Source organism: Mastigocoleus sp. MO_188.B34, from assembly GCF_030065675.1.
Lineage (GTDB): Bacteria > Cyanobacteriota > Cyanobacteriia > Cyanobacteriales > Nostocaceae > Mastigocoleus.
This window is the reverse complement of record NZ_JASJDK010000021.1, coordinates 21,569-45,528: the sequence shown is the minus strand read 5'-3', so window position 1 is coordinate 45,528 and position 23,960 is coordinate 21,569. Positions and strand designations below refer to the sequence as shown.

At 35.7% G+C, this 23,960-nt stretch carries 24 protein-coding genes and 1 other RNA gene; 13 read left to right on the top strand and 12 right to left on the bottom strand.

The features are described 5' to 3' along the window. Window positions 1–34 precede the first annotated feature (34 nt). Window positions 35–1,450, top strand: coding sequence for a ferredoxin:protochlorophyllide reductase (ATP-dependent) subunit N (locus QNJ50_RS07980; protein ID WP_300633851.1), 1,416 nt, complete (start codon window positions 35–37; stop codon window positions 1,448–1,450). Between the two features lie 389 nt (window positions 1,451–1,839). Here the strand turns inward: QNJ50_RS07980 and QNJ50_RS07975 are convergent, their stop codons facing one another. After that, window positions 1,840–2,016 (bottom strand): element excision factor XisI family protein, encoded by a 177-nt coding sequence (locus tag QNJ50_RS07975; protein WP_300633849.1) that lies wholly within the window; start codon window positions 2,014–2,016, stop codon window positions 1,840–1,842. Window positions 2,017–2,239: 223 nt separating this feature from the next. Between QNJ50_RS07975 and QNJ50_RS07970 the strand changes: the two genes are divergently transcribed. Further along, window positions 2,240–2,716, top strand: coding sequence for a peptidoglycan-binding protein (locus QNJ50_RS07970; RefSeq protein WP_300633848.1), 477 nt, complete (start codon window positions 2,240–2,242; stop codon window positions 2,714–2,716). 177 nt (window positions 2,717–2,893) lie between these two features. Here QNJ50_RS07970 and QNJ50_RS07965 read toward each other — a convergent pair whose 3' ends face one another. Continuing rightward, the gene (locus QNJ50_RS07965) at window positions 2,894–3,625 is read right to left on the bottom strand and encodes an HAD family hydrolase (protein WP_300633846.1); all 732 of its coding nucleotides are present in this window, start codon (window positions 3,623–3,625) and stop codon (window positions 2,894–2,896) included. Between the two features lie 58 nt (window positions 3,626–3,683). Next, window positions 3,684–3,842: a hypothetical protein gene (locus QNJ50_RS07960; RefSeq protein ID WP_300633844.1), complete on the bottom strand. Its 159-nt coding sequence runs from the start codon at window positions 3,840–3,842 to the stop codon at window positions 3,684–3,686. A gap of 67 nt (window positions 3,843–3,909) precedes the next feature. On the opposite strand from QNJ50_RS07960, the gene QNJ50_RS07955 reads away from it, so the two are divergent. Both QNJ50_RS07955 and QNJ50_RS07950 read left to right on the top strand, forming a co-directional pair. Next, entirely contained in the window at window positions 3,910–8,325 is a 4,416-nt protein-coding gene (locus tag QNJ50_RS07955) for an AAA domain-containing protein (RefSeq protein WP_300633842.1), read from the top strand. 131 nt (window positions 8,326–8,456) lie between these two features. Then, a complete protein-coding gene (locus QNJ50_RS07950) occupies window positions 8,457–9,440 on the top strand; it encodes a hypothetical protein (RefSeq protein WP_300633840.1) in 984 nt (327 codons plus the stop codon). Window positions 9,441–9,518: 78 nt separating this feature from the next. Here QNJ50_RS07950 and QNJ50_RS07945 read toward each other — a convergent pair whose 3' ends face one another. Together QNJ50_RS07945 and QNJ50_RS07940 are read right to left on the bottom strand one after the other, a co-directional pair. Next, window positions 9,519–10,046 carry a DNA-binding protein gene (locus QNJ50_RS07945; protein WP_300633838.1) on the bottom strand — a complete coding sequence of 176 codons (528 nt, stop codon included), beginning with the start codon at window positions 10,044–10,046 and terminating at the stop codon, window positions 9,519–9,521. Window positions 10,047–10,049: 3 nt separating this feature from the next. Further along, window positions 10,050–10,322 (bottom strand): hypothetical protein, encoded by a 273-nt coding sequence (locus QNJ50_RS07940; RefSeq protein WP_300633836.1) that lies wholly within the window; start codon window positions 10,320–10,322, stop codon window positions 10,050–10,052. On the opposite strand from QNJ50_RS07940, the gene QNJ50_RS07935 reads away from it, so the two are divergent. After that, window positions 10,322–10,582 (top strand): hypothetical protein, encoded by a 261-nt coding sequence (locus tag QNJ50_RS07935; protein ID WP_300633834.1) that lies wholly within the window; start codon window positions 10,322–10,324, stop codon window positions 10,580–10,582. The two genes, QNJ50_RS07940 and QNJ50_RS07935, sit on opposite strands and share 1 nt — an antisense overlap. 180 nt (window positions 10,583–10,762) lie before the next feature. Here QNJ50_RS07935 and QNJ50_RS07930 read toward each other — a convergent pair whose 3' ends face one another. After that, a complete protein-coding gene (locus QNJ50_RS07930; RefSeq protein WP_300633832.1) occupies window positions 10,763–11,389 on the bottom strand; it encodes a LysE family translocator in 627 nt (208 codons plus the stop codon). 598 nt (window positions 11,390–11,987) lie between these two features. Between QNJ50_RS07930 and QNJ50_RS07925 the strand changes: the two genes are divergently transcribed. From QNJ50_RS07925 to QNJ50_RS07915, 3 genes are all read left to right on the top strand, one after another. After that, window positions 11,988–12,191 (top strand): hypothetical protein, encoded by a 204-nt coding sequence (locus tag QNJ50_RS07925; RefSeq protein WP_300633830.1) that lies wholly within the window; start codon window positions 11,988–11,990, stop codon window positions 12,189–12,191. A 579-nt stretch (window positions 12,192–12,770) separates the two neighbouring features. After that, entirely contained in the window at window positions 12,771–13,019 is a 249-nt protein-coding gene (locus QNJ50_RS07920) for a hypothetical protein (protein ID WP_300633828.1), read from the top strand. Between the two features lie 82 nt (window positions 13,020–13,101). After that, on the top strand, window positions 13,102–13,359 hold the full coding sequence (locus QNJ50_RS07915) for a hypothetical protein (protein ID WP_300633826.1): 258 nt from the start codon (window positions 13,102–13,104) through the stop codon (window positions 13,357–13,359). Between the two features lie 970 nt (window positions 13,360–14,329). On the opposite strand, the gene QNJ50_RS07910 is transcribed toward QNJ50_RS07915, so the two are convergent. The 3 genes from QNJ50_RS07910 to QNJ50_RS07900 all read right to left on the bottom strand — a co-directional run bounded on the left by QNJ50_RS07910 (window position 14,330) and on the right by QNJ50_RS07900 (window position 17,483). Then, window positions 14,330–15,466: a Gfo/Idh/MocA family oxidoreductase gene (locus tag QNJ50_RS07910; protein WP_300633824.1), complete on the bottom strand. Its 1,137-nt coding sequence runs from the start codon at window positions 15,464–15,466 to the stop codon at window positions 14,330–14,332. A 214-nt stretch (window positions 15,467–15,680) separates the two neighbouring features. Next, window positions 15,681–16,550 carry a lysozyme inhibitor LprI family protein gene (locus QNJ50_RS07905; protein ID WP_300633822.1) on the bottom strand — a complete coding sequence of 290 codons (870 nt, stop codon included), beginning with the start codon at window positions 16,548–16,550 and terminating at the stop codon, window positions 15,681–15,683. 396 nt (window positions 16,551–16,946) lie between these two features. Beyond that, complete coding sequence (locus tag QNJ50_RS07900) at window positions 16,947–17,483, bottom strand: 2'-5' RNA ligase family protein (RefSeq protein ID WP_300633820.1); 537 nt, start codon at window positions 17,481–17,483, stop codon at window positions 16,947–16,949. 281 nt (window positions 17,484–17,764) lie between these two features. On the opposite strand from QNJ50_RS07900, the gene QNJ50_RS07895 reads away from it, so the two are divergent. From QNJ50_RS07895 to queF, 5 genes are all read left to right on the top strand, one after another. Further along, complete coding sequence (locus QNJ50_RS07895) at window positions 17,765–18,031, top strand: YciI family protein (RefSeq protein WP_300633818.1); 267 nt, start codon at window positions 17,765–17,767, stop codon at window positions 18,029–18,031. Window positions 18,032–18,068: 37 nt separating this feature from the next. Next, an RNA gene (ffs, locus tag QNJ50_RS07890) (signal recognition particle sRNA small type) lies at window positions 18,069–18,165 on the top strand. Window positions 18,166–18,191: 26 nt separating this feature from the next. Further along, on the top strand, window positions 18,192–18,590 hold the full coding sequence (locus QNJ50_RS07885; protein WP_300633905.1) for a phasin family protein: 399 nt from the start codon (window positions 18,192–18,194) through the stop codon (window positions 18,588–18,590). A gap of 339 nt (window positions 18,591–18,929) precedes the next feature. Further along, the gene (locus QNJ50_RS07880; protein WP_300633816.1) at window positions 18,930–19,340 is read left to right on the top strand and encodes a hypothetical protein; all 411 of its coding nucleotides are present in this window, start codon (window positions 18,930–18,932) and stop codon (window positions 19,338–19,340) included. Between the two features lie 127 nt (window positions 19,341–19,467). Beyond that, the gene (gene queF / locus QNJ50_RS07875) at window positions 19,468–19,887 is read left to right on the top strand and encodes a preQ(1) synthase (RefSeq protein ID WP_300633814.1); all 420 of its coding nucleotides are present in this window, start codon (window positions 19,468–19,470) and stop codon (window positions 19,885–19,887) included. A 110-nt stretch (window positions 19,888–19,997) separates the two neighbouring features. Here the strand turns inward: queF and QNJ50_RS07870 are convergent, their stop codons facing one another. From QNJ50_RS07870 to lepB, 3 genes are all read right to left on the bottom strand, one after another. Beyond that, a complete protein-coding gene (locus QNJ50_RS07870; protein WP_300633812.1) occupies window positions 19,998–21,425 on the bottom strand; it encodes a cytochrome c biogenesis protein in 1,428 nt (475 codons plus the stop codon). Between the two features lie 347 nt (window positions 21,426–21,772). After that, a complete protein-coding gene (locus QNJ50_RS07865; protein WP_300633810.1) occupies window positions 21,773–22,519 on the bottom strand; it encodes a cytochrome c biogenesis protein CcdA in 747 nt (248 codons plus the stop codon). A gap of 201 nt (window positions 22,520–22,720) precedes the next feature. Then, window positions 22,721–23,839 (bottom strand): signal peptidase I, encoded by a 1,119-nt coding sequence (lepB, locus tag QNJ50_RS07860; RefSeq protein ID WP_366914232.1) that lies wholly within the window; start codon window positions 23,837–23,839, stop codon window positions 22,721–22,723. Window positions 23,840–23,960 lie beyond the last annotated feature (121 nt).

Genomic DNA, 23,960 nt, shown 5'->3' with positions numbered 1-23,960 from the left:
ATCCTGAATGTCGAACCAAGGGGAGAACACCAACATGACCGTTGCACAATCACAATCTTCAAATTCACCATCTTTAAACTTTGAATGCGAAACTGGTAACTATCATACTTTTTGTCCCATTAGTTGCGTTGCGTGGTTATACCAAAAAATTGAAGATAGCTTTTTCTTGGTAATTGGAACCAAAACCTGCGGTTACTTTCTCCAAAATGCGATGGGGGTAATGATATTTGCTGAACCCCGCTATGCAATGGCAGAATTGGAAGAAGGGGATATTTCCGCCAAATTAAATGATTACGAAGAATTAAAGCGGTTATGTTTGCAAATTAAACGCGATCGCAATCCTAGTGTAATTGTTTGGATCGGTACCTGCACCACTGAAATCATTAAGATGGATTTGGAAGGTTTAGCGCCCAATTTGGAAGAAGAAATTGGGATTCCCATTGTGGTTGCACGAGCGAATGGTTTAGATTATGCTTTCACCCAAGGGGAAGATACAGTTCTCGCTGCAATGGCTGCACGTTGTCCTAAAGAAGCTCCCGTAGCACAAAGTGACAAGGACGAACGCACTGGGATCAAAAAACTCCTCAACTTCGGTAAGAAGAAAGAAGAAATCGCCCAAGAAGAATCGGAATATGTAGATCACCCACCATTAGTTTTATTTGGTTCTTTACCCGATCCTGTAGTTACCCAGTTAAGCTTAGAACTGAAAAAGCAAGGAATTAAGGTTTCTGGTTGGTTACCGGCTAAACGCTTCACTGAATTACCGGTAATTGAAGAAGGATATTATGTTTCTGGGATTAACCCCTTCCTGAGTAGAACCGCGACGACCTTAATGCGACGTCGTAAGTGTAAGTTAATTGGTGCACCGTTCCCCATTGGTCCCGATGGTAGTAGAGCTTGGATCGAAAAGATTTGCTCGGTATTTGGAATTACTCCCAAAGGTTTAGACGAACGGGAAGCGCAGATTTGGGAAAACTTAGAAGATTACGTGAAACTAATTCGCGGTAAATCTGTGTTCTTTATGGGAGACAACTTACTAGAAATTTCCTTAGCAAGATTTTTGATTCGCTGTGGAATGACGGTTCCCGAAATTGGTATTCCCTACATGGATAAACGTTACCAAGCTGCAGAGTTAGCATTTCTGGAAAAAACCTGTAAAGAAATGGGTGTACCGTTACCCACAATTGTGGAGAAACCAGATAATTACAATCAATTACAACGGATTAAAGAAATTAAACCGGATCTTGTGATTACAGGTATGGCTCATGCTAACCCCTTAGAAGCACGGGGAATTAACACCAAGTGGTCTGTAGAGTTTACCTTTGCACAAATTCACGGGTTTACTAATGCTCGGGATATTTTGGAGTTGGTGACTCGTCCCCTACGTCGGAATAATAGTTTGAAAGATTTGGGTTGGGATAAGTTGGTCAAGGAAGAAGCTCAGGTTTAGGAATTTGGATTTAAATTAGTTTAAATTAAACCAACTGACAATTTAAGGTTGTTTCAAATGTAGAAACACACCATATTTCAAATGTAGAGACGCGCCATGGCGCGTCTCTACAAGGTTTTTCGGGTTTAGTGAGGGTAATCTAAACAAACAAAAAATATCGGTTGTATACTGAAGAATAAAAATCTCCAAAATATGCAAGTTACCTTCGACCTACCCGATGAAGTTGTTGCTCAACTTAACATGTATATAGAAAAACTCATAAAAAACCATACCATTCGATAGGGCGCACGTCGGTGCGCCCCTACAGCTTCAAATTATGATGTTAATTATTTTTGGAAATCCCTAATAGACCGGAACTCAGGCGGTAAATCTTGTAGATGCTTTTAGTATTATAGTATTGGTAAAATTTTCAGTAGATTTAAGTCTTGCTGAGAGTTGTGACTATAGTGGTTGTTTTCTGCATCAAAAATTGTCTGCGCTTCTACTTCGCTATTAGATTTTGTATATTGACTATATGCTACAAGTAATTCTTTTATATGCTGTCTATATTCCTCTATTTTAGCCATTTAACAATCACCTCACTATCGTTTAATTTGTGACAATTTTAAAATCGTCTACTGATATTCCAAAAAATATGTTTATCAGTAGCATTTTACTATGTGACAAATATTATTCTGACACTTATCCTAGCTAAAAATACGTAATATTTACTGTTCGATTTGGATAAATATACAGGAAATGCAACATATCGAAAACACACAAACATCCAGTTAAAGGAATTCAAAAATTATGTCTTACGCAACTCAAACCACAATCGTTCGTCCTACTCTCACCCTTGGTAGTACTGGTGATGACGTTAAGGATTTACAAAAAGTTTTGAATGGTACTGTTGCTGATAACACTTTAGTCGTTGATGGTATATTTGGTCGAGCAACACAAGAAGCTGTGACTGTTTTTCAAAAGCAATATGGTTTGACTGTAGATGGAATTGTAGGTTCTCAAACTTGGGCAGTATTAGATACGATTGATATTGATGAAAATGACCTAATATTTCCTCCTACTATACGTCTTGGTAGCACAGGTGAAGATGTTGAATATCTCCAACGACGTTTAAATGGTATTGGTTTGGGTCCCGTAGTTGTTGATGGAATATTTGGTGTTGCGACAGAGAAAGAAGTGAAGAAATTTCAAAAACACTATGATTTAACTATAGATGGAGTTGTTGGACCGAAAACTTGGGTTCGACTGGAAGTTATTGATGTGTGAGTTAGATAAGTTTTAAATTATATTTTGATTCATTAACTCATTGGTCTGAATATCGACAACTGTTTATGGTAATTGGTAATGGGTAATTGGTAGAATAAGCAACAAATAAGAATATAAAAAATTATTACTTCTTACTTCTTACTTTTTACTTTTTACTTTTTACTTTTTACTTTTTACCTATGCTTCTACCTGAATTTCCTCCAGTTTATTAATCACTACATCTGCACCTTTGACATTATCATTTCTCCCGATCCAAGTAATACCGACACAACCGTTAGCTTTACCATTCTTCGCCATTTGCATATCGCCTACCGAATCCCCTACCATTAGAGTCTTACTCGGTTCTACTCCCAAAGATTCACAAGCTTGCAAAAATAATCTGGGGTCTGGTTTGGAAATATTTCCATCTACTCCCATTCCCAATTGCATATAATCATTCAACTGATGATAATTAATAAACCCTTGTACTTCTTCGGTTGTAGCAGCAGAAAGAATACCAAGTTTTAGTTCTGTGATTGATAGATTTTTCAGTAGTTCTAAAGCACCAGGAAACAAAGGTGCATGGGTATTACCAAAAGATTTTTCCGCTTCATCCAAGCTTTGACGTGAAATTTGCAAAGACTCAAACCATCCTCTTCCAGTTTCAGCGATGTATGCAGCTGCAGCAACTTCAGTTTCTTGACGACTTGCAACTGCGATTAAACCAGCTAGATCGAGTTTACCTCCATCTACCCCAAATGCCATTAATAATGGTTCTCCAATCCCAGGGATTTTGGCGTCGATAATTCGGGCTGACTTTTGAGCAATGTGACGCAAAAATGTTTCAGAATCTTCTAAAGTACCATTTTTATCGAATAAAATAGCCTCGATGTTAGTAAAGGTGATATTTCCACATTTAATGTCTACCATATATAAATTAGTCCCCAATAAGTTAAAAAAATCTAAGAAAAAGTCGGTATATATCGATTTATGTCAATTTTAATGGTAATTGGTAATGGGTAATTGGTGATTGGTGATGGCTAATGGGTAATTGGTAATGGGTAATCCTGAATTCTGACTTCTGACTTCTGACTCCTGACTCCTTACTTCTGACTTCTGAATTCTGAATTCTGTACAGACGCGACATGTCGCGTCTCTACGACTCATTACTCAACTTATGATATCTTTTCCAGTGACAGCGAATTTTTGCATGTATGGGTAACAGTGATTCTCAAACTTGGGGCTATAGGTTTGCTGGGGAACGAGCAATTAATAATTTAATTCGCGAACTTGATGGTCGAGATGCCTTCGATAGACACATTTCAAGGGATATAATCGGTCGGGCTGAGACTTTTTTATCTGATGTTACGGGAAATTCTGGTGCACTTTTCTATGTCCGTCGTCAAGAAATTAATCAAAGATATCCAGATGAAGAAATCTGGGAGTTGACGGTTGCAAGCGATACTAATTCTGCTTTACCTTCACCATTAGAAGATTTTAAAAAAACTTTGTGGCTAAAGGCTACTATCAATTCAAATAATGGTAGTGGTGGTTTAAAGTTATTAGATGCACGGTTGGTAGACTTACCTAGGGGAAAGGTTGATGGATTCTGTTTACCGTTTTGTTTGCAGTTAGCTTCTAATAACCGTTTGGGGGTACCCCGCGCGACGGTTGCAAAAATTAAGTCTTTACCTTTATGGAGTGAAAGACACGTCCCGACTTCTGAACAGTTAAAAGTTTGGCGCGTTTTTCTCGATATGGAAGAACGAATTGCGAAAGCACGTCAATTTTGCGTCCCTTTTGACAATCATAATTACAGTTATAAATCTAGACGAGTCACTTTTATTATTCATCCTGCATCTGCAACTTTAGACGGTTCCCCCAAAACTTCTTTGGGTGAAGATGAATTTTGGTTGCGGATCAAAAAGTCCAAGCAGGAAGATTTAATGATATGCAGATCTGCGAGTGACATTGCAACCAGGAAAGGTACGAAAAAGTTAGGTAGCATCGACGCAATTGATGCGAAAAACCATAAAATTAAAGTTTTGCTGGATGATGATTTAGTTGATCGCCTCCGAGAAGGATTATATAAGTTACCGGCGCGGGGTTTTTTATATTTTGAAGCTGCGGGTGATATTCACCAAATTAATCAGAAGAAGAAAGCTTTAGAACATTTACGTTTGGGTAGAACCCAAAATCCTAATTTAAGTAAATTTTTATTTGATGCAACTCAAGCTAGGAATCCCGATTCAATTGTCAAGCTTTCACCGCAAAACTTATTAAAAAGTAATTCTAATTTTGACCAAATAGCTGCAGTAGAAACGGTTCTTTCTGCACCAGATATGGTTTTAATTCAAGGACCACCGGGAACCGGTAAAACGACGGTAATTGTGGAAATTTGCTATCAGATAGCATTACGGGGAGGTAAAACCCTGATTGCTTCCCAAGCGAATTTAGCGGTTGATAATGCTTTGAGTCGGTTAGTTCATAACCCAGTAATTCGGGGTTTGCGTCGAGGTAAAGCTGAAAAAGTCCAAGCTGAAGGACAAGCTTTCCTGGAAGAAAACGTTATCAATCAATGGGTGGGGAATACCGCGAGCGATTGTGAAGAAAGGTTATCAACTAATCAGGATAGGGTCAAAGTTTTACAGGAATTATTAGCTCCCCAGGAGCGCTTCGGAAAATATTTGCAATCGGAATCGGAATGGATTCATCAACAACAAGAATTTCAAGAACGTAAATTACAGTTAGAGCAAGCTTGTAAGCAACAAGAAGAAATTTATCAAACTGCGATCGCAAAAACAGATAAACTAGAATCTTTGCTGGTGGGTTTAAAAAAGATTATTAAACCTGCATCAAAAATGAACTGGTTAACTGAAGAAGTTGTAAGTTTTCTTCCTCAGCTTCAACCTTACGCTAAAGGTGATAGCGTAGTAGACCAATTTATTGCAAATATCAAAACAGCAATTCACGATGCAGGAGAACTTAGTTTTACACCACCTAAATGTGGTGCTTTTGGATTAGCTGCGTGGTTGAAAAATACTGTCGCAAAGGAAATTGAAAGCTTTCCCCCAGCATTTAGCGGTGCAAATGATGCGATCACCGTGATGTCAGAAGTGGGGGTATCAGTACAAAATTTCCGCTCTGCTTCTGAATCTGCAAACACATTGCATCAGGGATATCATAAACTTTTAGGTGAGCAACAGGAATTAGCGGAAAAAATTCGCCGAACCGAAAGACGCAGAAGTGAAATTGGTTTTATTATTGGTGCTGTCAGGGATTGGAAAGCTAATGCTAGCCAGAGATTACACAAAATTTTAAATCGATGTCGTCAGACTGGTAAACCCATAACGGAAAAAGTCTTAGAACTACCATCAGGATTAATAACGATCGCTAGTTCGTCTCGATTATCTTTAGTACCAATTGATTATCAAGTCCGCAAGGTTGACCATTTACCGAACTGGCAGCAATTATATAACGCTTTTACCTATGAATTAGAAAAAGGTTGTATTAACGCTAAAGGTAAAACGAGTAAATTTAGTGAATTCATGAATCGTACTTTAGGGGAAATTCCTTTAGTACTTATAGGGGAACATCGCCAACAATGGCAAGATTTAGCTGAGAAGTTTGCAGATTACTATCGTCTCAAACCTCCAGAACGTCAACCTTTGGTTAGGGAAGCTGGTAGTTTATTAATTCAACTTCAAGCTATTTATGGTGAATCTTGGAACGAAAGCAATGTAAATGCAACTTTAAAACAAATTGTTGAAGAGTTAAAAGAAAGCATCTTAGCAAATGCGCGGGAATGTGTTTTTCCCCTCAAAGCAGAAACCGAACAATATCTAGAAAATTTCCAAAAACAAGCCCAAGAAGTTGAAATCAAGCTCAATAATGCAAAATCTCAAATAGATCAACTAGAAAATGACATTGAAACAATTAGGGAAGATTCTAATATCAAACTTACTCAAGCGGTAACTTTTTTGCAAGAGTTAAGTCAAAAACCGGAGCTACCAAAAAGATTAGGTCTTTTAGTCGAAGAATATATTAATAATCAATCTTACATTTGGGAAAATCCCCATCATTTTAGCGCCGAAGTTGCTGCTTGGGAAAATAATCTCAATCGTTTAATTAAATTAATTCCCGATATCGACCCCTTAAAAACATTAAAGTATATCAAAAACAACTTAGATACAGAAGTTTCAAACTTAAAGTTAGAGAGCGATCGCGCCAAAGAGGAATTACAAATATCCCAAAATAAAATTACTGAACTCGAAGAACAAATTCAAGCACAGTTACCAAAAGATTTAGCGAAAGAACGTAAATGGTGGCAGAATTTATGGAAAAAGATATCTAATAATTTTAATTTTCAAATTAACTTTCAACCTAATACAGTCATTGCGACGCAAGAAAGTAATCCCAAGGAGTCAAATAATACAGTCATTACGACACAAGAAAGCAATCCCAAGCAACCTAATAATATAGAATTGTATAACCTTGATTTCTTAACCAAAATCAAGCGACAACTTGAATTTTGGCAAAAAGAATTACAAGAAAAAGAAAATTACCTCAATCGCTATCAAAACTTTGTTCAAGACTGGATTAAAAAACTTCGTCAACCCTCACAACAAGATATTGAGGATCTCAAACAAATTTATTTAGATAACGCTAACGTTGTCGGTATTACCTGCGTCCAAGCTGCGAGGGGCGATTTTTCCCGAGAATTTCCCAGTTTTGATGTGGTAATTATTGATGAAGTAAGTAAATGTACTCCCCCAGAATTATTAATTCCAGCTTTAAAAGGTAAGAAAATTGTTTTAGTCGGGGACCATCGACAATTACCGCCCATGTTACGCGATGATACCATCGAAGATATCGCCGAAGAAATTGGTACAACTAAAGACGAACTAAAGTTTATTAAAGAATCTCTCTTCAAAACCCAATTTGAATCTGCGGATGAAAACATCAAGCGCATGCTGACAATTCAATATCGCATGCATCCGCAAATCATGGGAGCAATTAATCAGTTTTATCAGGATAAACTTAGTTGCGGTCTTCCAGAACCAGATAGTTTACGCGCTCATAATTTGTCCGGTGAATTACTTCAAGCAAATCAACATATTTTGTGGTTGAAAACTCCGATAGATAACGATTTTAACGAAAAAAGAGAAGGGACGTCTCGAATTAATATTAAGGAAGTTGACGCCATTGAAAAGCTATGCGAACAATTAGAAACTGCTTGGTCAAGTAAAGTACAAAAAAGTAATGAAAAAAAAGAAATTGGAATTATTACTTTTTACGGCGCTCAGTTAAGGTTAATAAAAGATAGAATTGCAGCGAAAAAATTCCCTTCCTTAGATATTCGTACCGGAACAGTTGATATTTTTCAAGGAATGGAACGTCCAGTAATTATTGTGAGTACCGTATGTAATAACTTTCGGGGAGATATCGGTTTTGCAAAAGCTCCGGAACGGGTAAATGTCGCTTTTTCTCGCGCTCAGGAATTACTCGTGGTGGTAGGTTGTTATGACCTGTTTACTCAACAATCTGGTAAAGTTGGGTCTATGTATCAAGAAGTTGCTCGTACTGTTGATAAATATGGGGGTTTAATAGATGTTAGTTATGTTTTGTAGATTAGACATTTCCCCAAAAGATGTAGGACGTAAAATTTCCCCAAAAGATGTAGAGACGCGCCATGGCGCGTCTCTACAAGGATTTCGGGTTATGTGCAGATAATATTTGAAGATAGATATCTATTGATCTAATGAGCAGCAAAGACACAGAAAGTACCGAAGGTAAGAGAAAAACCAAGAGAAAATCTACGAAAAAAGAATCTCAAGATTTATCTCAAGAATCATCTCAAACTTCTCCTCAAACTTCCCAGGAAAAAAAACCCCAGCCAAAATTTATTGATTCTAGTCTCAGTTCCTTAGTAAAACAAATTGAAAAGGAAAATTCTGGAAAGCAAAATTCAAAGCAGACATCTAAATTATCTGTTGTATTTGCTCGTAACTATTACTATGAAGTACAGCAAATACCAGTTAAGATAACTATCAGCGAAACCCGTAAATTAAATATCCTAGAAGAATTTATCCTTCGGGCTGCTATTGAGTTTACACCACCCCCAACAACTGAAGAATTAGCAAAAGTATTAGGTTTAGATATTATATTTGTCAGAAGTGCGATCGAGCGACTCGTTAAATTGAATTGCTTGGAAGCTTTACCGTTAAAAATTAATATTACACCTCAAGGAGAGAAGTGCTATCAACAAGGACATGTATTCAGTTCTCCAACAACTAAATTAATTTATGCGATCGCAGACCCGCTACAAGCAGAAATAGAACTGAAAGCAGATATTTTAAATTCAGAAACTAAAGTAAATTCAGAAACTAAAGATTTACCTAGCCCGGGAGAATTAGTTAATTTAGAAAGTAGAATACCTGATATTAATCAATTGCAGATTGAACAAATCCAGGAAGCTGTTCGGGATTTAGGATTAGAAGTAGAGCTACTGGAAGATGAACATATTATTACTGATTTTAAGGTTGTAGGTAAACCGCAAACTTGTTTGCAATCTGTTTCTGTGTTTGTGTTATTTGATGAGTCAGAAGGTAATTATATTACTCAGGTGAGAAGTGAGCGACAAATTTTAGAATCAGCATCAAGTTGGTTGACAGAGTTAGAAGCATTCCAAAAGCTGTATTTAGATTTATGCGATAAAAATGCTTCCCCTGTAAAGAATACTTAGTATTTATTTGTTTCTGGTAGGGGCGCACCGACGTGCGCCCGGACGAGTGATATACTTTTTCAATTGGAAATCCCTTATTTAACCAACCAAAGCCTTAATATTTTCTTGGAGATTTGGCTCAACTTTTTGCCAACTATTAGCGAGATTAATATTCATATTGATTTTAGCGACCTCTATTAACGCATCATTGATCGCATACTTTTTGACTTCTCTCAACCATATTAATATTTCTGCCAAATGCCAAATAGAAGGTGTACCTTCATAAACAGGAAATGGAGCTTTTGGTTCATTTGTTATAATCAGTTTTCTGATATTTTGTCGAGTACATCCAAGGATTTTGGCTGCATCTGTTAAACCAACAAAATCGGGTGTAGCTTCAATTAAAGTGGCGTATGGGATAACTCTTTTGACGTCAATAATAGCGCTAGAAACAGCCTCATAAGCAGATGATGCTTCACGAATAAAATTCAGTGAAATATATCCTTGCTTCCCAATTCCAATTAAAGCATCGTCACAACCACCTTGATATAACTTCTCAACATGACTATCGGGGTCAGCTTGAGAATTGTGGAGATTAAACTTTAAAGTAAAATCATACTCTTTCATTGTTTATCCCTCTTCTTCGCAAGAATCATCTGTAATGTTATGTCTTGTACAGTTATCGACTATCCGGCGAATCTGCTTCGCATGATTTCCTGCATTTTTTGGGGTACTCCAAACACTAGATATACAAAAAATTCCACACCTGCATTCTTTATCGTTGTAAGGACAATAAATCTTACCCCAAGCATGTGAACCACCAACATCAACGTACCAGCCATTTTGTTCAGCATACTTCAGTGCAGCCTCAATCTCTGGTTTTGGAGCATCCGGAATTACCATTGCATAACAATCCTGCAGAGTTAGCTGCTAGGACTATGGTGCAGCGACGTAATATCAGTTATGCAACCCAAACTCAACAAGGTATAAAAGCTTGGGATATTTTTATGTCTCTTGTAGCCACTACTCGCAAGTTGGGAATCAGCTTTTTTGAATATATCCGTGACCGCATTTCCAAAATTGGAAATACTCCATCTTTGGGGACTCTTATTCGCGAGAAATCTGTTTCTAATCCATTCGGTTGGTCGTGGATAGCTCAATGACTTCCTACCCCGAATTATTGAGGGGATACAGAAAAACGACAGGAGGGACTATAGCTGAGATCTCCACCTTTTGAAAGAGGATTGATTTTATACATTGTTACACAGAATTATAATTATCAACCTACTATTTACTAGTTCCTTAGGACTCTATCCCAGGAGCTTTTCTTCTATTATTCTTGATTAAGTCTTTACCAACAACATAAAACCAGTACCAATCATGACAGTACCAGCAATAATATTTATAATTTTCTTGGCTCTAGAACTTTGAAAAATTAATCTAGCTTTATCAGCCATATATGCATAACCAAGCTTTACTCCACCCACAGCAATAGTAGCGATCGCCATAATTATGCAAGTATCCAAAATAGATATATTCTTCAACTCAATAAAAGCAGGGAAAAAACCCAAGTAAAATAAAAGTGCTTTTTGATCGCCTAAAGTAATAAATAGACCGCTCAAGAAATTAGATAACCAAGATGATTCTCTAATTCCTTCAACTTCTATAGCTTTCGATTTTGCTCTCCATAACTGTATTCCCAACCAGATCAGATAAGCACTACCAAGATACTTTACTACAACGAACAGACTATCCAGAGTCTGAGCGATCGCTGATAAACCGTAAATAGCTAAGATGATGAATACAAAATCACCAACCAGTATCCCCACGACTGTAACGAAACCATGGGTAAATCCGGATGCAATTGTGCGCGCTACCACAGCAAACACACTGGGACTAGGGATAGCAGCCAGAATAATCATTGTTCCCAATAGTGCAGCGATACTGCTAAATGTCATGGTAGTCTGCATAGGCTGAAGTATCTTTATATGAAAATTTATCGCACATGATGATGGGCTATTTAGTTATGGGGGAATTTCAAGTAAATTAAATAAAAACTAATTAAACTTCCATGTCCATCGAACTATATTAGTAAATTAAAAGTAGTAGAAATAGATTTACAAAACAGTTTTCATGCAATCGATAATAAGACTATCTTGACATACAGATATATATAATTCTCTCTATGTTTGCATATCAAATATGCCAATGTATTCCTCTATTGGTCAACTTCATGAATACTTTAAAATAGCTTAAGATTGATGAAGAAGTAGATATGAATTGTGACCAAATCACTGTAAATCAAGGGTATTTGCAACTAGCGACATAAACTCTCGTCAGATAAAAATTATTTTTGTGAGTACTTTTACTTCAATGACGTAGTTAAATATTAGAGCTATGTTGTTGAAAAAAATATTGACTATAGTGAACATTAATTTTTTTTTCGACATGGAGAGAATTTGTCCCGTTTTTGTCACTTTTTCCATATATGCTATTGAGTAAGTTAAGGAAATAAGAATTTCCTCTAACTTTTAGAGTGATTCAAAAGCAATTTAGAGGTTATCAGAAATGAATAATGGCGTTCAGTTCGAAGAGCTGATCTTAGAAGATCTGAATGTAGAAGAGCAAGCAGCTATTGCTGGTGGTGATGGTTCTTCTCTCGATGATTTCTTCAAAAAATATCTCCAATTATCCCAAATTAATCCAGCTCTTGGTCAACAGTACTTTCAACAAGAATTGTTTAAAAGTGTGACTGCTCCTGAGGATGACTAATAATTTAGTCATTGGTCACTAATTCGTTGATTAATATTTATAGAGCCATCGATATATAGGTCTTATAAATGTAAGACCTATGAAAACCTCGTATCTATTCATAGTAAATTCAAACAAATTATTATCCTGAGATTTTGGGTGATATCTGTTTGATACATTTACTTGTCACATGCAAGTGTTTTTATTCTGAGAAAAGTCTAAAATAACTTGCTTATGACTGGATATTAGTCAATGCTTGTGTAGAATTTGTGCACCCATAGAAGATACAGAAGTATATAACTACAAACTTAGTATTTGGAACTAGTTCTTATTACACAATTAGTAAAACAATAGGTTATGCAGATATTTTGCCTATAGTCACTAATTTCGTAATGTTGCGGTAAGTCTCGTGTATTTACAGTGCACTGATTATTCAGTTCTGGGATTTACACCACTTCGACTTATCTTTCATGGGTTCTAATCTTCCAATGCTTAGAGAATTTTATACTTTGTGACACATTTTAAGATATTCTATGGTGCGCATATTCGACCCAATCCAAATCATCGCTAGTTAGTTAATTAATTGGAGAATATTGGGAAATGAATAATAACAGCAAGTGGGAAGATTTGATTGCTGAAGACTTGAATGTGGAAGAACAAGTAACCATCGCAGGTGGTGCTGGTATTCAAGATTTCTTAGTACTTCAGAGTTTATTGGGTAGCTCCAATGGTGGAGGTGGACTTAACCTAGGTAATCTTTTAGTACTCGAAGCATTACAAGATCCAAACGCTGGTGGTAGTGGTGGTCTTCTCAGTGGTCTGTTTGGTTCTGCTACCCCTGCTGACTAGCTTATAAAAAGACTGATGCATTAGTCTTTTCGCCTTCTAATCTCAACAACTACACTTCATCATTAACAGGAAACTTTGGAACATGAATAACAACTCTCAATGGGAAAACTTAATTGCTGAAGATTTGAATCCACAAGAGCAAGCAAATATTGCTGGTGGTGCAGGAATCGCTGATTTCTTACTACTGCAAAACTTATTCGGTAGTAATGGTGGTACTGGTGGTGGTACTGGTGGACTTGACTTGAATACTCTTTTCCTAATTCAAGCGCTACAAGATCCAAATGCTGCTGGTGGTGGTATTCTCAGTGGTCTATTTGGTCCTGCTACCCCTGCTGACTAATCTATAAAATCGGGAGATTTGGATGGAGGAGTTAAAATGCAATTTACCTCTAATTTTTAAGAGATTTATCTTTATTAGATCGCTGTTGAACTATATTAAAGATAATTTGTGATTTGCATTTTTATTCAGCCCAAACAAAGTGTGTAGCAATAAGTCGAATAAGTTTTGATGAGTATCTGTACGGTTAATATACTCAAAAATCCATACTTACCAAAGATAAGTTTTATTAGCTTATTCTTATCTTGGTGGTATATATATTGCCCTTAAGGTACAATTATCATTATTCGACTTATTGTTCTCCTCTAGAATAAATGTTCGCTCTCTAAAACATTTATTTTAAAATATATTCCTTATTGCTGCTAATCCTGTAACACATACCAAATCTCTATGAATTTCTTGCATCCTAGAATATTCAATCTACATATCTATCCTTTCTTAGGATAATCAAAAAAATCTAACGAATGCTTGTGAAAATAAAATATATTGAGAAGCAAATAATTATTGTTAAATAAATTATTTTTTCGTTTTAAAAAATTGAATATATTAAAATTCAAAATCAACCGATATATAAAATAAAGTATATGTACTTAACTTGAATGACAAAACTGAATAACAATCAGGCACTATGAGAAAGCGAGATACAATGTCTCAAAAGCCTTTAATTACAAAAAATTAGATGGGAAAATAAGAAATAATATCAAAAACAAGTCGTAAAGAAATAGACTAAAAACGACTTGCTTTTGATTGTTGATTCATGAAGCAATTTAGAGTTTATAACATTCAAATTACATCGAAAAAAAAGTTATGTCAATCATAAGTTGACACCAATGACTTCTTTGTGATTATCAATCTGTCTTTCTGCTTGATTTTTTACCATTTCTTTCATAGATATCTGCAAAAATAACATAGCTGCCACCAATCAGATAAGGTGAGGTGTAGTATATTGGGGATAACTTTAGAGTATATTTGCTTAATAGAAGGTATCATCAATATATTCAGATAATTGGGGTACATTAACCCAACTTAATGTGTTATTAGATTGATGAGATAAATCCATTAGTAATTGAGAATAAACACCCTCACGCAGACTAGAAATTAGCGGTTCTCTGCGATCTATAGCATTCACCCATTGTTCCACAACTCTTATGAAAGCACTGATGCGTCCATCAGCGTGATTTTTTTTGAAAGTTAAATGATTGGGGATTTCAATTTCAGCCAAAGGTTTTCCTTGTTTGGCTCCCCAAACGTGAAATCCATGAATATAATCTTTTTGGTTTTCGCTACCCAAAACTAATGTACCCTCATCTCCATATACTTCTATCCAATGGGTACGAGATGCGCGAACAACTGCACTGATAGAAATTTGACAAGGTGTACCATCAGTCAATTCCAACATTAGCATGCAAGTATCATCGCTATTAACAACTTTAAGTTTGCCAGTAGAAGCTTCAGGACGTTGAGGAATTGCAGTAGTAAATCTAGCATTTAATCTGCTCACTTCACCAAATAACCAGTGAATATAATCAAAGGTGTGGGAACCTAAAGAACCTAAAGCACCTCCACCCAAATCTTTTCGTGAATACCAATTCCAAGCACGTTCTGGATTTGCACGAGAAGATCCCAGCCAATCAACTTTTATTAATCTTTTGTTACCAACATATCCGGACTTAAGTAATTCCGCAAAAAATTGCCATCCTGGGACAAAGCGAAATTCAAAATCAACTGCAGCAATTACAGAGTTAGATTGTGCTAAATGGTGTAATTCCTTAGCTTCTTTTACATTAAGAGTTACAGGTTTTTCCAGCAATAAATGTTTACCGGCTTGGATTACAGTTTTTGCCATTTCGTAATGTAAAAATGGCGGTGTCGAAATACTAACAGCCTGCACTTCAGGTATTTTGAGAACATCTTCCATGCGATCGCAAGCATGGGGAATTTGATTTTCTGTAGCTATTTTTTTCGCTTTTTCCAAATCGCGGTTGTAAACAGCAATAACCTTAGTTCGAGGATGTGCTTGTAGACCAGGGATATGAACTTTTTTCCCAAATCCAGTTCCCACAACCGCTACACCAATTATCTCCTGTTGACTTTCCAAAGCAGCAGTCATAAAGCATTGAGGTTTGAGTATCAGTTATCAATTATCAGTTATTGGTTATTAATTATCAATTAGTTGCTTTGGATTACTAAGAACTAGATTTAATTTAACTTAAATTGATTTTATTTATGAGTAAGTTAAAAAGACAAGTAAGTATAAAATAAGCCTATAACTCCAGTACTTTTGGAGGCATAAGCTTTTTTAATAATAACAAGTAATAATTAGGTTAGCGACGACAAGAACGAGGAGGAATTTGACTTCCAGCATTTATTGGATTAAATAACTTGAGATTCAAATTGACGTCGCTATATTTCACATCTCGACCCACTTTTCTAGCATTTCTTACTTTCAGGTTACCTTCATTATCCCAAACTACAAATTCTGACCCCGTACTAACGACTCTAGGTTGTCTTATGTTTGGTTCGTAATATTCAATGGCTTCACCTATAATTTGATTTTGATTGATTCTACCGGTAATGCAGATATTATTTTCCGAGTCAATTTGATATAACATACCTGTAACTTTGTTACCTGTTTTGCGGAATAAAAAGTAATAACCACCGGCTTTCACTAGATCGTTATCTTTAATAATATCTGGTGGGGGTGGTAAATCTGCTGTAGCATAGCGATAGTTACCGTCTGGTAATTGACTAACCGCTGACCCAGGTACTCTGTTTTTCTCAAAATTATCTTGCAAAGAAAGATACTTTTCTAAATCTGCTGTGCGTTGTTCTGTTAACCTTTCGAGACAGCCATTACGAAATATTTCATAGCCAGTACTACTACGGGAACGATAGGTTTCAAAATTACAGTTGCGATCGCGGAACTTTATCCATGCTTGCTGAGTAGTAATAAGTATCTTTTGTTGCTCACCACTTAGGCTGCCGATAATTTTTTGGTAAATCTGATTGAGTTTTTCATCTGCTGCTTGGTAGTTTTTCAAAGAGCAATATTTGATTTCTGTTGTGCTGTTAGCTGCAGAACAGTCGATTTTCTGAGCAATAATTTTTCTACCAATAGCTGGCGATTGAATACCAAAAGTAAATAATAGTGGATTTGCTAACAAGGTTAGCGTAATTGTTAACTTTTTGAACATGACTTCCCAATTCTTCACCGCAAATGATGAGGTTTTGGGTTGTATCTTATCTTACTTCAATTTGTATGTCAGGCGATTTTAGATACAAATATTGGAACCTGCTTGCACTTTACTTGTTCAAAGCACAAATTTAGTACCGATATCAATTTCTTTTTAAGATTGCCAGTAATTCTCATTTTGAAAGGAGAAGAATACAAACTTATTTTACTTCTATAGAGAAATAATGTGAAATTATAATATTAACTCATACTATTAACTCATAAATTTTACCCCAATAAGATATTCTTTGTTTTAAATGAAATTTCACCTCGAGATAAAAATAATTGATACTTTGGTGCATCACAATGCAGTTCTAAGTATTTACTTTGTATAATCACTACAATAATTATTTACCTCTTACAAAAAAAATTCCGATGCAATATGCCAGGATTTATCCTTATGGATAAGTAAGGTTAATTTATCAGCAGTAAACTCAAAATGTAACTCTCGCCTTTCAAACTCTTTCCATGCTGTCTGAAAACTTTTGCGTTTCAAGTCTTTAAAAGCTACAGTCATGTGGGGTGTAAAGGTACGAGTTTTAGAAGATTTGTCAACTATACCTAATTGGTTCTCTAAGTGTTCCATCAACTCAGATTGCAAAGCTAATAAATCTGGGGTTTTCTCAACATTTATATAGATAACGTGGGGAATAAAAGCACCATAACCATTAAGCGTAACTGGTAAAGAACTTCTTGTTAGGGTAAATGCTTGCAAACATTCTTCAATAATTGATATGTGAGCATCTGCCCATTCAAATGGTGGTTGCAAAGTAATATGGGGTGGAGACTTCAGAGCATGTCGAGTATTATATCGATCCGCAAAGTGTTGCTTTATTTTGGTAGCGTAGTCCTGAATCTCTTGAGATGGTAAAAGGGCAACAAACAATAAACTCATTGGATTTTACGGTTCGCAGTTGGATTTGATAAGTGATAATTTAATCCCACTCTTTAGCTCACGATTTAGTTTGTATCCATAATTTTCACATTATTTACTCATGTATCTTAAAACTGTAGCTTATACCTTCCAAACACTAACCGATAAGATACAATGCTTTTAGGCTTTACAAAACTCAAAATTTGAGAATCAAAATTTAAAACTCCAACTGAAATTATTTCAAATTTTGCTGATGTTGATGACAGACAATATATTAGAGGAAGTTGAGAGGATGCAAGTGAATGCCCTGGTTTGTGAAAATTGAAGCAGGCAAAGTTGAGAAGTCCATGTTTGACGAACATGTGGACGCCCATAAAAATTTTGTACGGGATTTGATTGCTAAAGGTCATCGCGCTAAGACTGGGTATTGGGCAAAACGGGGAGGTGGAATGATGCTATTTGAAGCTGCATCCATGGAAGAAGCCAAAGAAATTGTGGCACGCGATCCCTTGGTAAAGAACGAATGCGTTGATTATGTAATCTATGAATGGAAAATTGTTGTGGAATAATTCACACAGTTTCGAAATTAAATGCTATACTATTCATGACTCGGATCTATGCAACTTCAACGCCCAAACCTTGTCAGGACCGGAAGGTAGCAGCAATACGGGATGCTTGTGGTAGGCGTAGTCTCCGGGTCTCCTAGTTCTTGTGAAGATGAGCGCCATAATGCCTGGTTTTGGAGATATTATTCAGAAAGCGGTTTATCTTGGAGTTGGTTTAGCTGCCTATGCGGGAGAAAAGGCTGGCAGTAAACTATCTGAATTACGATCGCAGGTCCAAAAACTAGCCGATGAAATGGTGGAAAGAGGCGAGATGACAACAGATGAAGCTCGCCGCTTTGTAGAAGACATGATGAAACAAGCTCAAAATCCTTCTTCGACCAGTAATAATCCCCAAGAAAAAACTTCCAGTCAACCACGTCAAATTGAGATTTTGGAAGATGGTGAAGGTGAATCATCTAATTCGCAGAATTCTAATGTTGGTGGGAATCAGAATGTAGATAATTTACGACAGCAAGTTCTAGATTTACAAGAAGAGTTAAGACGCTTGCAACGTGATCGATAGTGAACATCTTACTTGTTAAATCAAGTTAAATTTTAAAGCAAAAATACTCTCGAATTTAAGCCATTATCTTTCAATCTGTAGACGTAATATATTATGTTTAATGTAGAGACATAATGTATTGCGTCTTAAATTGTTATCAATAACACAATAGATAAAATCGCTTCATTAAAAAATTGACCAAAAAAATTAGGAATAATATGGGGATATCATGAGAATTAGTGGATGACTTAGTATGATGCTGAATTTTGATACAAGTGCCATTGAACATCTACTTGGTTTAATCTGGGCAAGTGTTATGTTGAAGCAATTGGACAATTAAACATTAAGGAATTCTAGATTATGGACAAATGGCAACAGGATTTCTGGGAAACTGTACAAACTGTAGCTGATGAGGTAGAACGTTTTTTTGAAGGGGTAACAGAGATTGCCGATAGTTTTGTTGAATTTACGGAGGAAACTATCGAACAAGTACAGTATTTCATCATTACTGAAGTTGAGGAGTATTTACAAGAAATAACAGAACCAATTTCTGACTTTGATTGGAACTTTGAAGATATTTTAGATGATGAATTTGAGTCAAGTTTTCCTTATCCAGTAGAAGCTACAGCACAAAAAAATCCTGCTTGTATTGGGTGTCAACATTATCATGGTCAAGTGTATAATGGTAACTTATTAGTCTGTGCCATGCACCCCCACGGACGGGATGATGAAAATTGTCCAGACTGGGAGAAGCAAGAATTAGATTTTTGAAATCAATTCGAAATTAACTTTGTTACCATAAAAGCTCTCTCACTCTAAACTCAAATTTTTTTGAGTATGTGAAGAAATAACTGCTCAAATTTGAATATTTGCGATTGATATAGATATATAAAAGCTCATGAGTAACTCCTCTACAGAAAGTACAAACTCTCCTAGTACAGAAATGAAGTATGGTGAACGTGAAATTGCAAAAGGTGAGTTAATTACTTTCCCAAATCCTCGCATTGGAAGACGCTACAATATTGATATTTCTTTGCCAGAGTTTACCTGCAAATGTCCATTCTCTGGATATCCTGATTTTGCAACTATTTATATTAACTATATTCCTGATGAAAAGGTAGTAGAACTTAAAACTTTAAAGCTATACATTAATAGTTACCGCGATCGCTATATTTCCCACGAAGAATCTGCAAACCAAATTTTAGATGATTTTGTTTCTGCTTGCGATCCACTAGAAATCACTGTCAAAGCAGACTTTTCACCGCGTGGGAATGTACATACAGTGGTTGAAGTAACTCACCAAAAATCAAATAAATAAAATTGTTGATAATTGGTAATCATGAAACAGTTTATGGCTAACACCACGCCCTTACGGGCTACAGTTAACTCAGTTACCAATTACCAATTACCAATTCCCGAAACTAAAATCTAAGAGCTAGAAACCACTGAACCAGCAACTTTTTTCGGCTCGTCTGTTTGGGATGAAGAACTTAAACTATCAAAAATTCCCAATATTTCCCTTTCAAATACTACCTGAGCGCGGTTAGTTTTACCCCCAACATACAGACAACCATTTTCTTGTAAAGCCCAAACTTGAGAGTGGGAGAAATAGCTCATTACTACACCCAACATTAATACAGCAAATCCTGCATATACTACAGGAACTCCTGGGTCAGCTTTAATTTGCAAACCAGTGGAACCCACAACATCCAATACCTTCAAGGTAACCCCATTAACTTGGACAGACATTCCGCTCCTAACAGTGTTTGCTAATTTACCATTGGGGTCGTAAACCAAAAGTAATCCTTGTAAATCTTTGGCGATTAAAGATACCCCTTCACTCATATCTGGCTTTGTTGGAACCCAAGTACCCCAAAGGCGACCATTTCCATTAGTATTTAGTGGAGCCATGGGTAGTTGAAAGATAGGGCTATTATTTACTTGGACGCGAACAGCAGAAAGTCCCCAATTTGTCTGGTAAAAAGTAACACCTTTGTAACGTAAAGGCTTATTGACAAAAATAGTTTGACGATCTAACTCTTTTCCTTGTTCATCTACGACTGATAAATCTGAGTAAAACTGATCTACATCACCTTTGGGGGTATAATCAATCCAAAAACGATTGACTTTTACTGCCCAATCTTTTGGTATTTGTGCATCAGCAAAAGGTCCTGCATTATATATATTTTTTACTTGAAAAGTTTCACCACTAGGAATCATTTCTTGACCAATAAATCCAGTCATGGTTCCAAAAATTGACCCTAGTAAAATAATAATAATACCGATATGAACTACAATTGGACCAATACGTCCAATAATTCCTTTTCGGGCATATAAAAGATTTTCGTTATTTTGCTCTTGAAAAACTTTGTAGTTTTTTTGATGTAATTTTTCAATGAGTTTATCTATTGATGCATTATTTTGATTTCCTAAATTAAACTCTGCACTCAATGCTAGTTTGTTAAATTGTTTGGCTTTATTATAAAATTTCCACTTTCGAGCAACCTTTAATGCTGGTAGCTGTCTGGTAAAACTACAAGCAGTAATACTCGTACCAAATAAAATCAATAATGCTAAAAACCACCAAGTGCTATAAACATGGTCTAAACCCAGGGTTAAAATAACTTTCCAAGTCAGAAATCCAAATAAAGCAGGTTGTAAAGGATAGTTTGTCTTGTAAAATTCTAAAGATTCACCTTGTTCAATTACCGTACCACTAATACTAAATAAGGCAATTATTAGAAGCATAAGTATTGCCAAACGCAAGTTAGTAAGTATTGGTAATATATCCTGTTTGATAGACTTTTTGAGTATGTAAAAAAAATCAGATTTGTTGTCAATTGTGTTGTCTTTCATATAAGGTAAATAAAGAAAAATCTAACTCCAAAATGATGACTTCAATAATTATTACTTCAACAATTATGATTTCAGGATTATTTTTCAAAATGATTTATTCACTACTCTCGCGACACCAAACTTTTAGGAATTATGGGGAGGCAAGAAATCGATAAAGATAAAATATTCAGATATAATTCCTCTCACAAGGACGATTATTTTTGCTTAATAATGATTTTTTTACATGCTGTAGCTAAGTAATACAATTAAACTACTCAAGTTAAGTAAATTGATTATTGATTATAAGCCAAAAAAATTGGAATCTTTCCAAAAAATTCCTCCCCAATAATTTTTTAGAAAAGCTACTCTCAAAATCCAAATACCTTCAAAGGAAGGCGATAAGCCAACGAAATTGCACCGAAAGCAATTAATAACACACCACTAGCAGGATTGATCCAAGCAGACCAACGACGTATTTCTAGTATCTTCTTAATTGATGCAGTGAATGTACCAGCTAAAATCAATGGTGTAACATGACCTGCGGCATAGGACAACAATAAAACAGCTCCTAAAATTAAATCCTTAGTACTGGTCACCCAACCCAATAATGCAGCTAAAACAGGTGTACTACAGGGGGAAGCCACTAAACCAAAGCTCAATCCGATGAAATATGCTCTAACACCTTGGGGTAATTCTTCAGAGATCCAATCCGTTCCACCCCATGATGGAAATTGTAACGGTAAAGCTTCTAATAAATTTAACCCCATCAATATCGCAATGATGCTAACAATGATGGGTAAACCTACACCTATCTGACCGTAAACTTTTCCTAATGTAGCAGCAAATATTCCCAAGCCTGCGAGGGTACTTGCAAGTCCCAAAGCAAACCAGGTTGACTGAGTTGCTGCTTGCAAGCGACTTTTTGCTTCATAACCACCAATATAACCAATGGTAATTGGCAACATTGAGAGCATACAAGGCGTCAAACTTGTGAGCAAGCCAGTCATGAAAATAATAACGATACTTAACCAACTCAAATGTGTTAACTGATTAGAAACAACAAATGACGCAAATTGTTCTAAATTGTAAAGTTGGGTCTGTAAGGTTTCGAGCATAATTCAAGCATAAAAAAATAGCAGTACAAAATATCTACACTGCTTGAATTTTAGCGCAATCAGGGCTCTATGACAGAATAATTAGTTATATAAGTGCGGGGTCTTGAGCTTTGTATTTGTAATCAAGTAGAAAGGATCGGAAAGTCACAAAAACAACCTAGAAGCGGATAGACAACAAAAGTTCTGTTCCAATAAGTTACACTAAAGAGACCTTACACGGGCAATGGGAAAGAAAATTTTTGATACCTTACCAATAATGTTATTTTTTGGTACTAATCCCCAACAGCGACTGTCATAACTAATGTTGCGATCGTCTCCTAGAACAAAATATGAGTTTTCTGAAACTATTATTGGTTGAGAAATAAATACAGGCTGCGATCCTGAAATACAAACATCAACTAATGTAGATTGGTTTTGTTCTACATAACTATCTTCTAATAAATGTTTGTCGTTGATGTAAACCTTGCCATCTTTTAATTCTACTTTCTCTCCAGGTAAGCCAATGATACGTTTAACGAAATTATCTGTATACTCTTCCTTTTTTAGGGTTTCAGTAGGTGAGAAGACTATAATATCGCCACGTTCTGGTTTATGGAATTTGTAGCTAAACTTATCCACTATAAAATTATCTGCATCCCATTGGTTTTGATTCCCATTTAGAGTTGGTTGCATTGCATTGGATTTTATCCACTGTGCTTCTGCAACTATATTTGTAATAAAAAAGATTGAAGGTATCCAAACAAATATTGGTAATAGTACTGTTGCAAGAACAATTCCGGTAATCTTTTTTTTCGACTTCTCTCTTCTTTCCGGAGAATTAATGTATACATGATAAATACTGAAAGGTAAAACTAAAAATAAAATTGCATGACCAACAGGGATTAAGTAAGCAGCGAGTGAAATAATAATCAAAATTATTCCCACAAAATAAGAGCCAATATAAATATGACCAATTCCAGGTATTATTCGTGATAATAATACTGCGAACCAAGGATCCTTCTTACTTTTTCTGTTACTTTCAAAAGCTGGTGGGTTACTTATCTTTGTAGATAGATAAGCATCAATTAAATTCCAGTTACCAACAAAAACATACAATAATAACCAAATTAGACCATCACGCAATAAGTGTTTTTCCGGAAAAATAACGATCCAGAGCATCCACAATGATAATAAAATTTTACTAATTATAAAAATCAATCCTTTCAATTTATTTCCTGAATAAATTTGTCCTACACCAGGAAAAAAAAATGATAAATTTGCAACATACCAAGGTTCTTTGGCCGTTATATTTTTATTGTTATTAACATTAATTTTATTCATGTTTTGAATATAGGGTGATAAAATCTTGTAGAGATTCTACAGCAATCTGAAATCATTTAGAAAAGATATCTGAGAATATTTTTTAAAAAAGTGGGAAATTCAATTAGATTGATAACTGAAA

What these genes read in the sequence shown, in the direction of transcription:
- QNJ50_RS07980 (WP_300633851.1), top strand. Translation starts at nt 35, where the DNA reads ATGACCGTTGCACAATCACAATCTTCAAATTCACCATCTTTAAACTTT.
- QNJ50_RS07975 (WP_300633849.1), bottom strand. Translation starts at nt 2,016, where the DNA reads ATGGCTAAAATAGAGGAATATAGACAGCATATAAAAGAATTACTTGTA.
- QNJ50_RS07970 (WP_300633848.1), top strand. Translation starts at nt 2,240, where the DNA reads ATGTCTTACGCAACTCAAACCACAATCGTTCGTCCTACTCTCACCCTT.
- QNJ50_RS07965 (WP_300633846.1), bottom strand. Translation starts at nt 3,625, where the DNA reads ATGGTAGACATTAAATGTGGAAATATCACCTTTACTAACATCGAGGCT.
- QNJ50_RS07960 (WP_300633844.1), bottom strand. Translation starts at nt 3,842, where the DNA reads ATGTCGCGTCTGTACAGAATTCAGAATTCAGAAGTCAGAAGTAAGGAG.
- QNJ50_RS07955 (WP_300633842.1), top strand. Translation starts at nt 3,910, where the DNA reads ATGGGTAACAGTGATTCTCAAACTTGGGGCTATAGGTTTGCTGGGGAA.
- QNJ50_RS07950 (WP_300633840.1), top strand. Translation starts at nt 8,457, where the DNA reads ATGAGCAGCAAAGACACAGAAAGTACCGAAGGTAAGAGAAAAACCAAG.
- QNJ50_RS07945 (WP_300633838.1), bottom strand. Translation starts at nt 10,046, where the DNA reads ATGAAAGAGTATGATTTTACTTTAAAGTTTAATCTCCACAATTCTCAA.
- QNJ50_RS07940 (WP_300633836.1), bottom strand. Translation starts at nt 10,322, where the DNA reads ATGGTAATTCCGGATGCTCCAAAACCAGAGATTGAGGCTGCACTGAAG.
- QNJ50_RS07930 (WP_300633832.1), bottom strand. Translation starts at nt 11,389, where the DNA reads ATGCAGACTACCATGACATTTAGCAGTATCGCTGCACTATTGGGAACA.
- QNJ50_RS07925 (WP_300633830.1), top strand. Translation starts at nt 11,988, where the DNA reads ATGAATAATGGCGTTCAGTTCGAAGAGCTGATCTTAGAAGATCTGAAT.
- QNJ50_RS07920 (WP_300633828.1), top strand. Translation starts at nt 12,771, where the DNA reads ATGAATAATAACAGCAAGTGGGAAGATTTGATTGCTGAAGACTTGAAT.
- QNJ50_RS07915 (WP_300633826.1), top strand. Translation starts at nt 13,102, where the DNA reads ATGAATAACAACTCTCAATGGGAAAACTTAATTGCTGAAGATTTGAAT.
- QNJ50_RS07910 (WP_300633824.1), bottom strand. Translation starts at nt 15,466, where the DNA reads ATGACTGCTGCTTTGGAAAGTCAACAGGAGATAATTGGTGTAGCGGTT.
- QNJ50_RS07905 (WP_300633822.1), bottom strand. Translation starts at nt 16,550, where the DNA reads ATGTTCAAAAAGTTAACAATTACGCTAACCTTGTTAGCAAATCCACTA.
- QNJ50_RS07900 (WP_300633820.1), bottom strand. Translation starts at nt 17,483, where the DNA reads ATGAGTTTATTGTTTGTTGCCCTTTTACCATCTCAAGAGATTCAGGAC.
- QNJ50_RS07895 (WP_300633818.1), top strand. Translation starts at nt 17,765, where the DNA reads ATGCCCTGGTTTGTGAAAATTGAAGCAGGCAAAGTTGAGAAGTCCATG.
- QNJ50_RS07885 (WP_300633905.1), top strand. Translation starts at nt 18,192, where the DNA reads ATGCCTGGTTTTGGAGATATTATTCAGAAAGCGGTTTATCTTGGAGTT.
- QNJ50_RS07880 (WP_300633816.1), top strand. Translation starts at nt 18,930, where the DNA reads ATGGACAAATGGCAACAGGATTTCTGGGAAACTGTACAAACTGTAGCT.
- queF (WP_300633814.1), top strand. Translation starts at nt 19,468, where the DNA reads ATGAGTAACTCCTCTACAGAAAGTACAAACTCTCCTAGTACAGAAATG.
- QNJ50_RS07870 (WP_300633812.1), bottom strand. Translation starts at nt 21,425, where the DNA reads ATGAAAGACAACACAATTGACAACAAATCTGATTTTTTTTACATACTC.
- QNJ50_RS07865 (WP_300633810.1), bottom strand. Translation starts at nt 22,519, where the DNA reads ATGCTCGAAACCTTACAGACCCAACTTTACAATTTAGAACAATTTGCG.
- lepB (WP_366914232.1), bottom strand. Translation starts at nt 23,839, where the DNA reads ATGAATAAAATTAATGTTAATAACAATAAAAATATAACGGCCAAAGAA.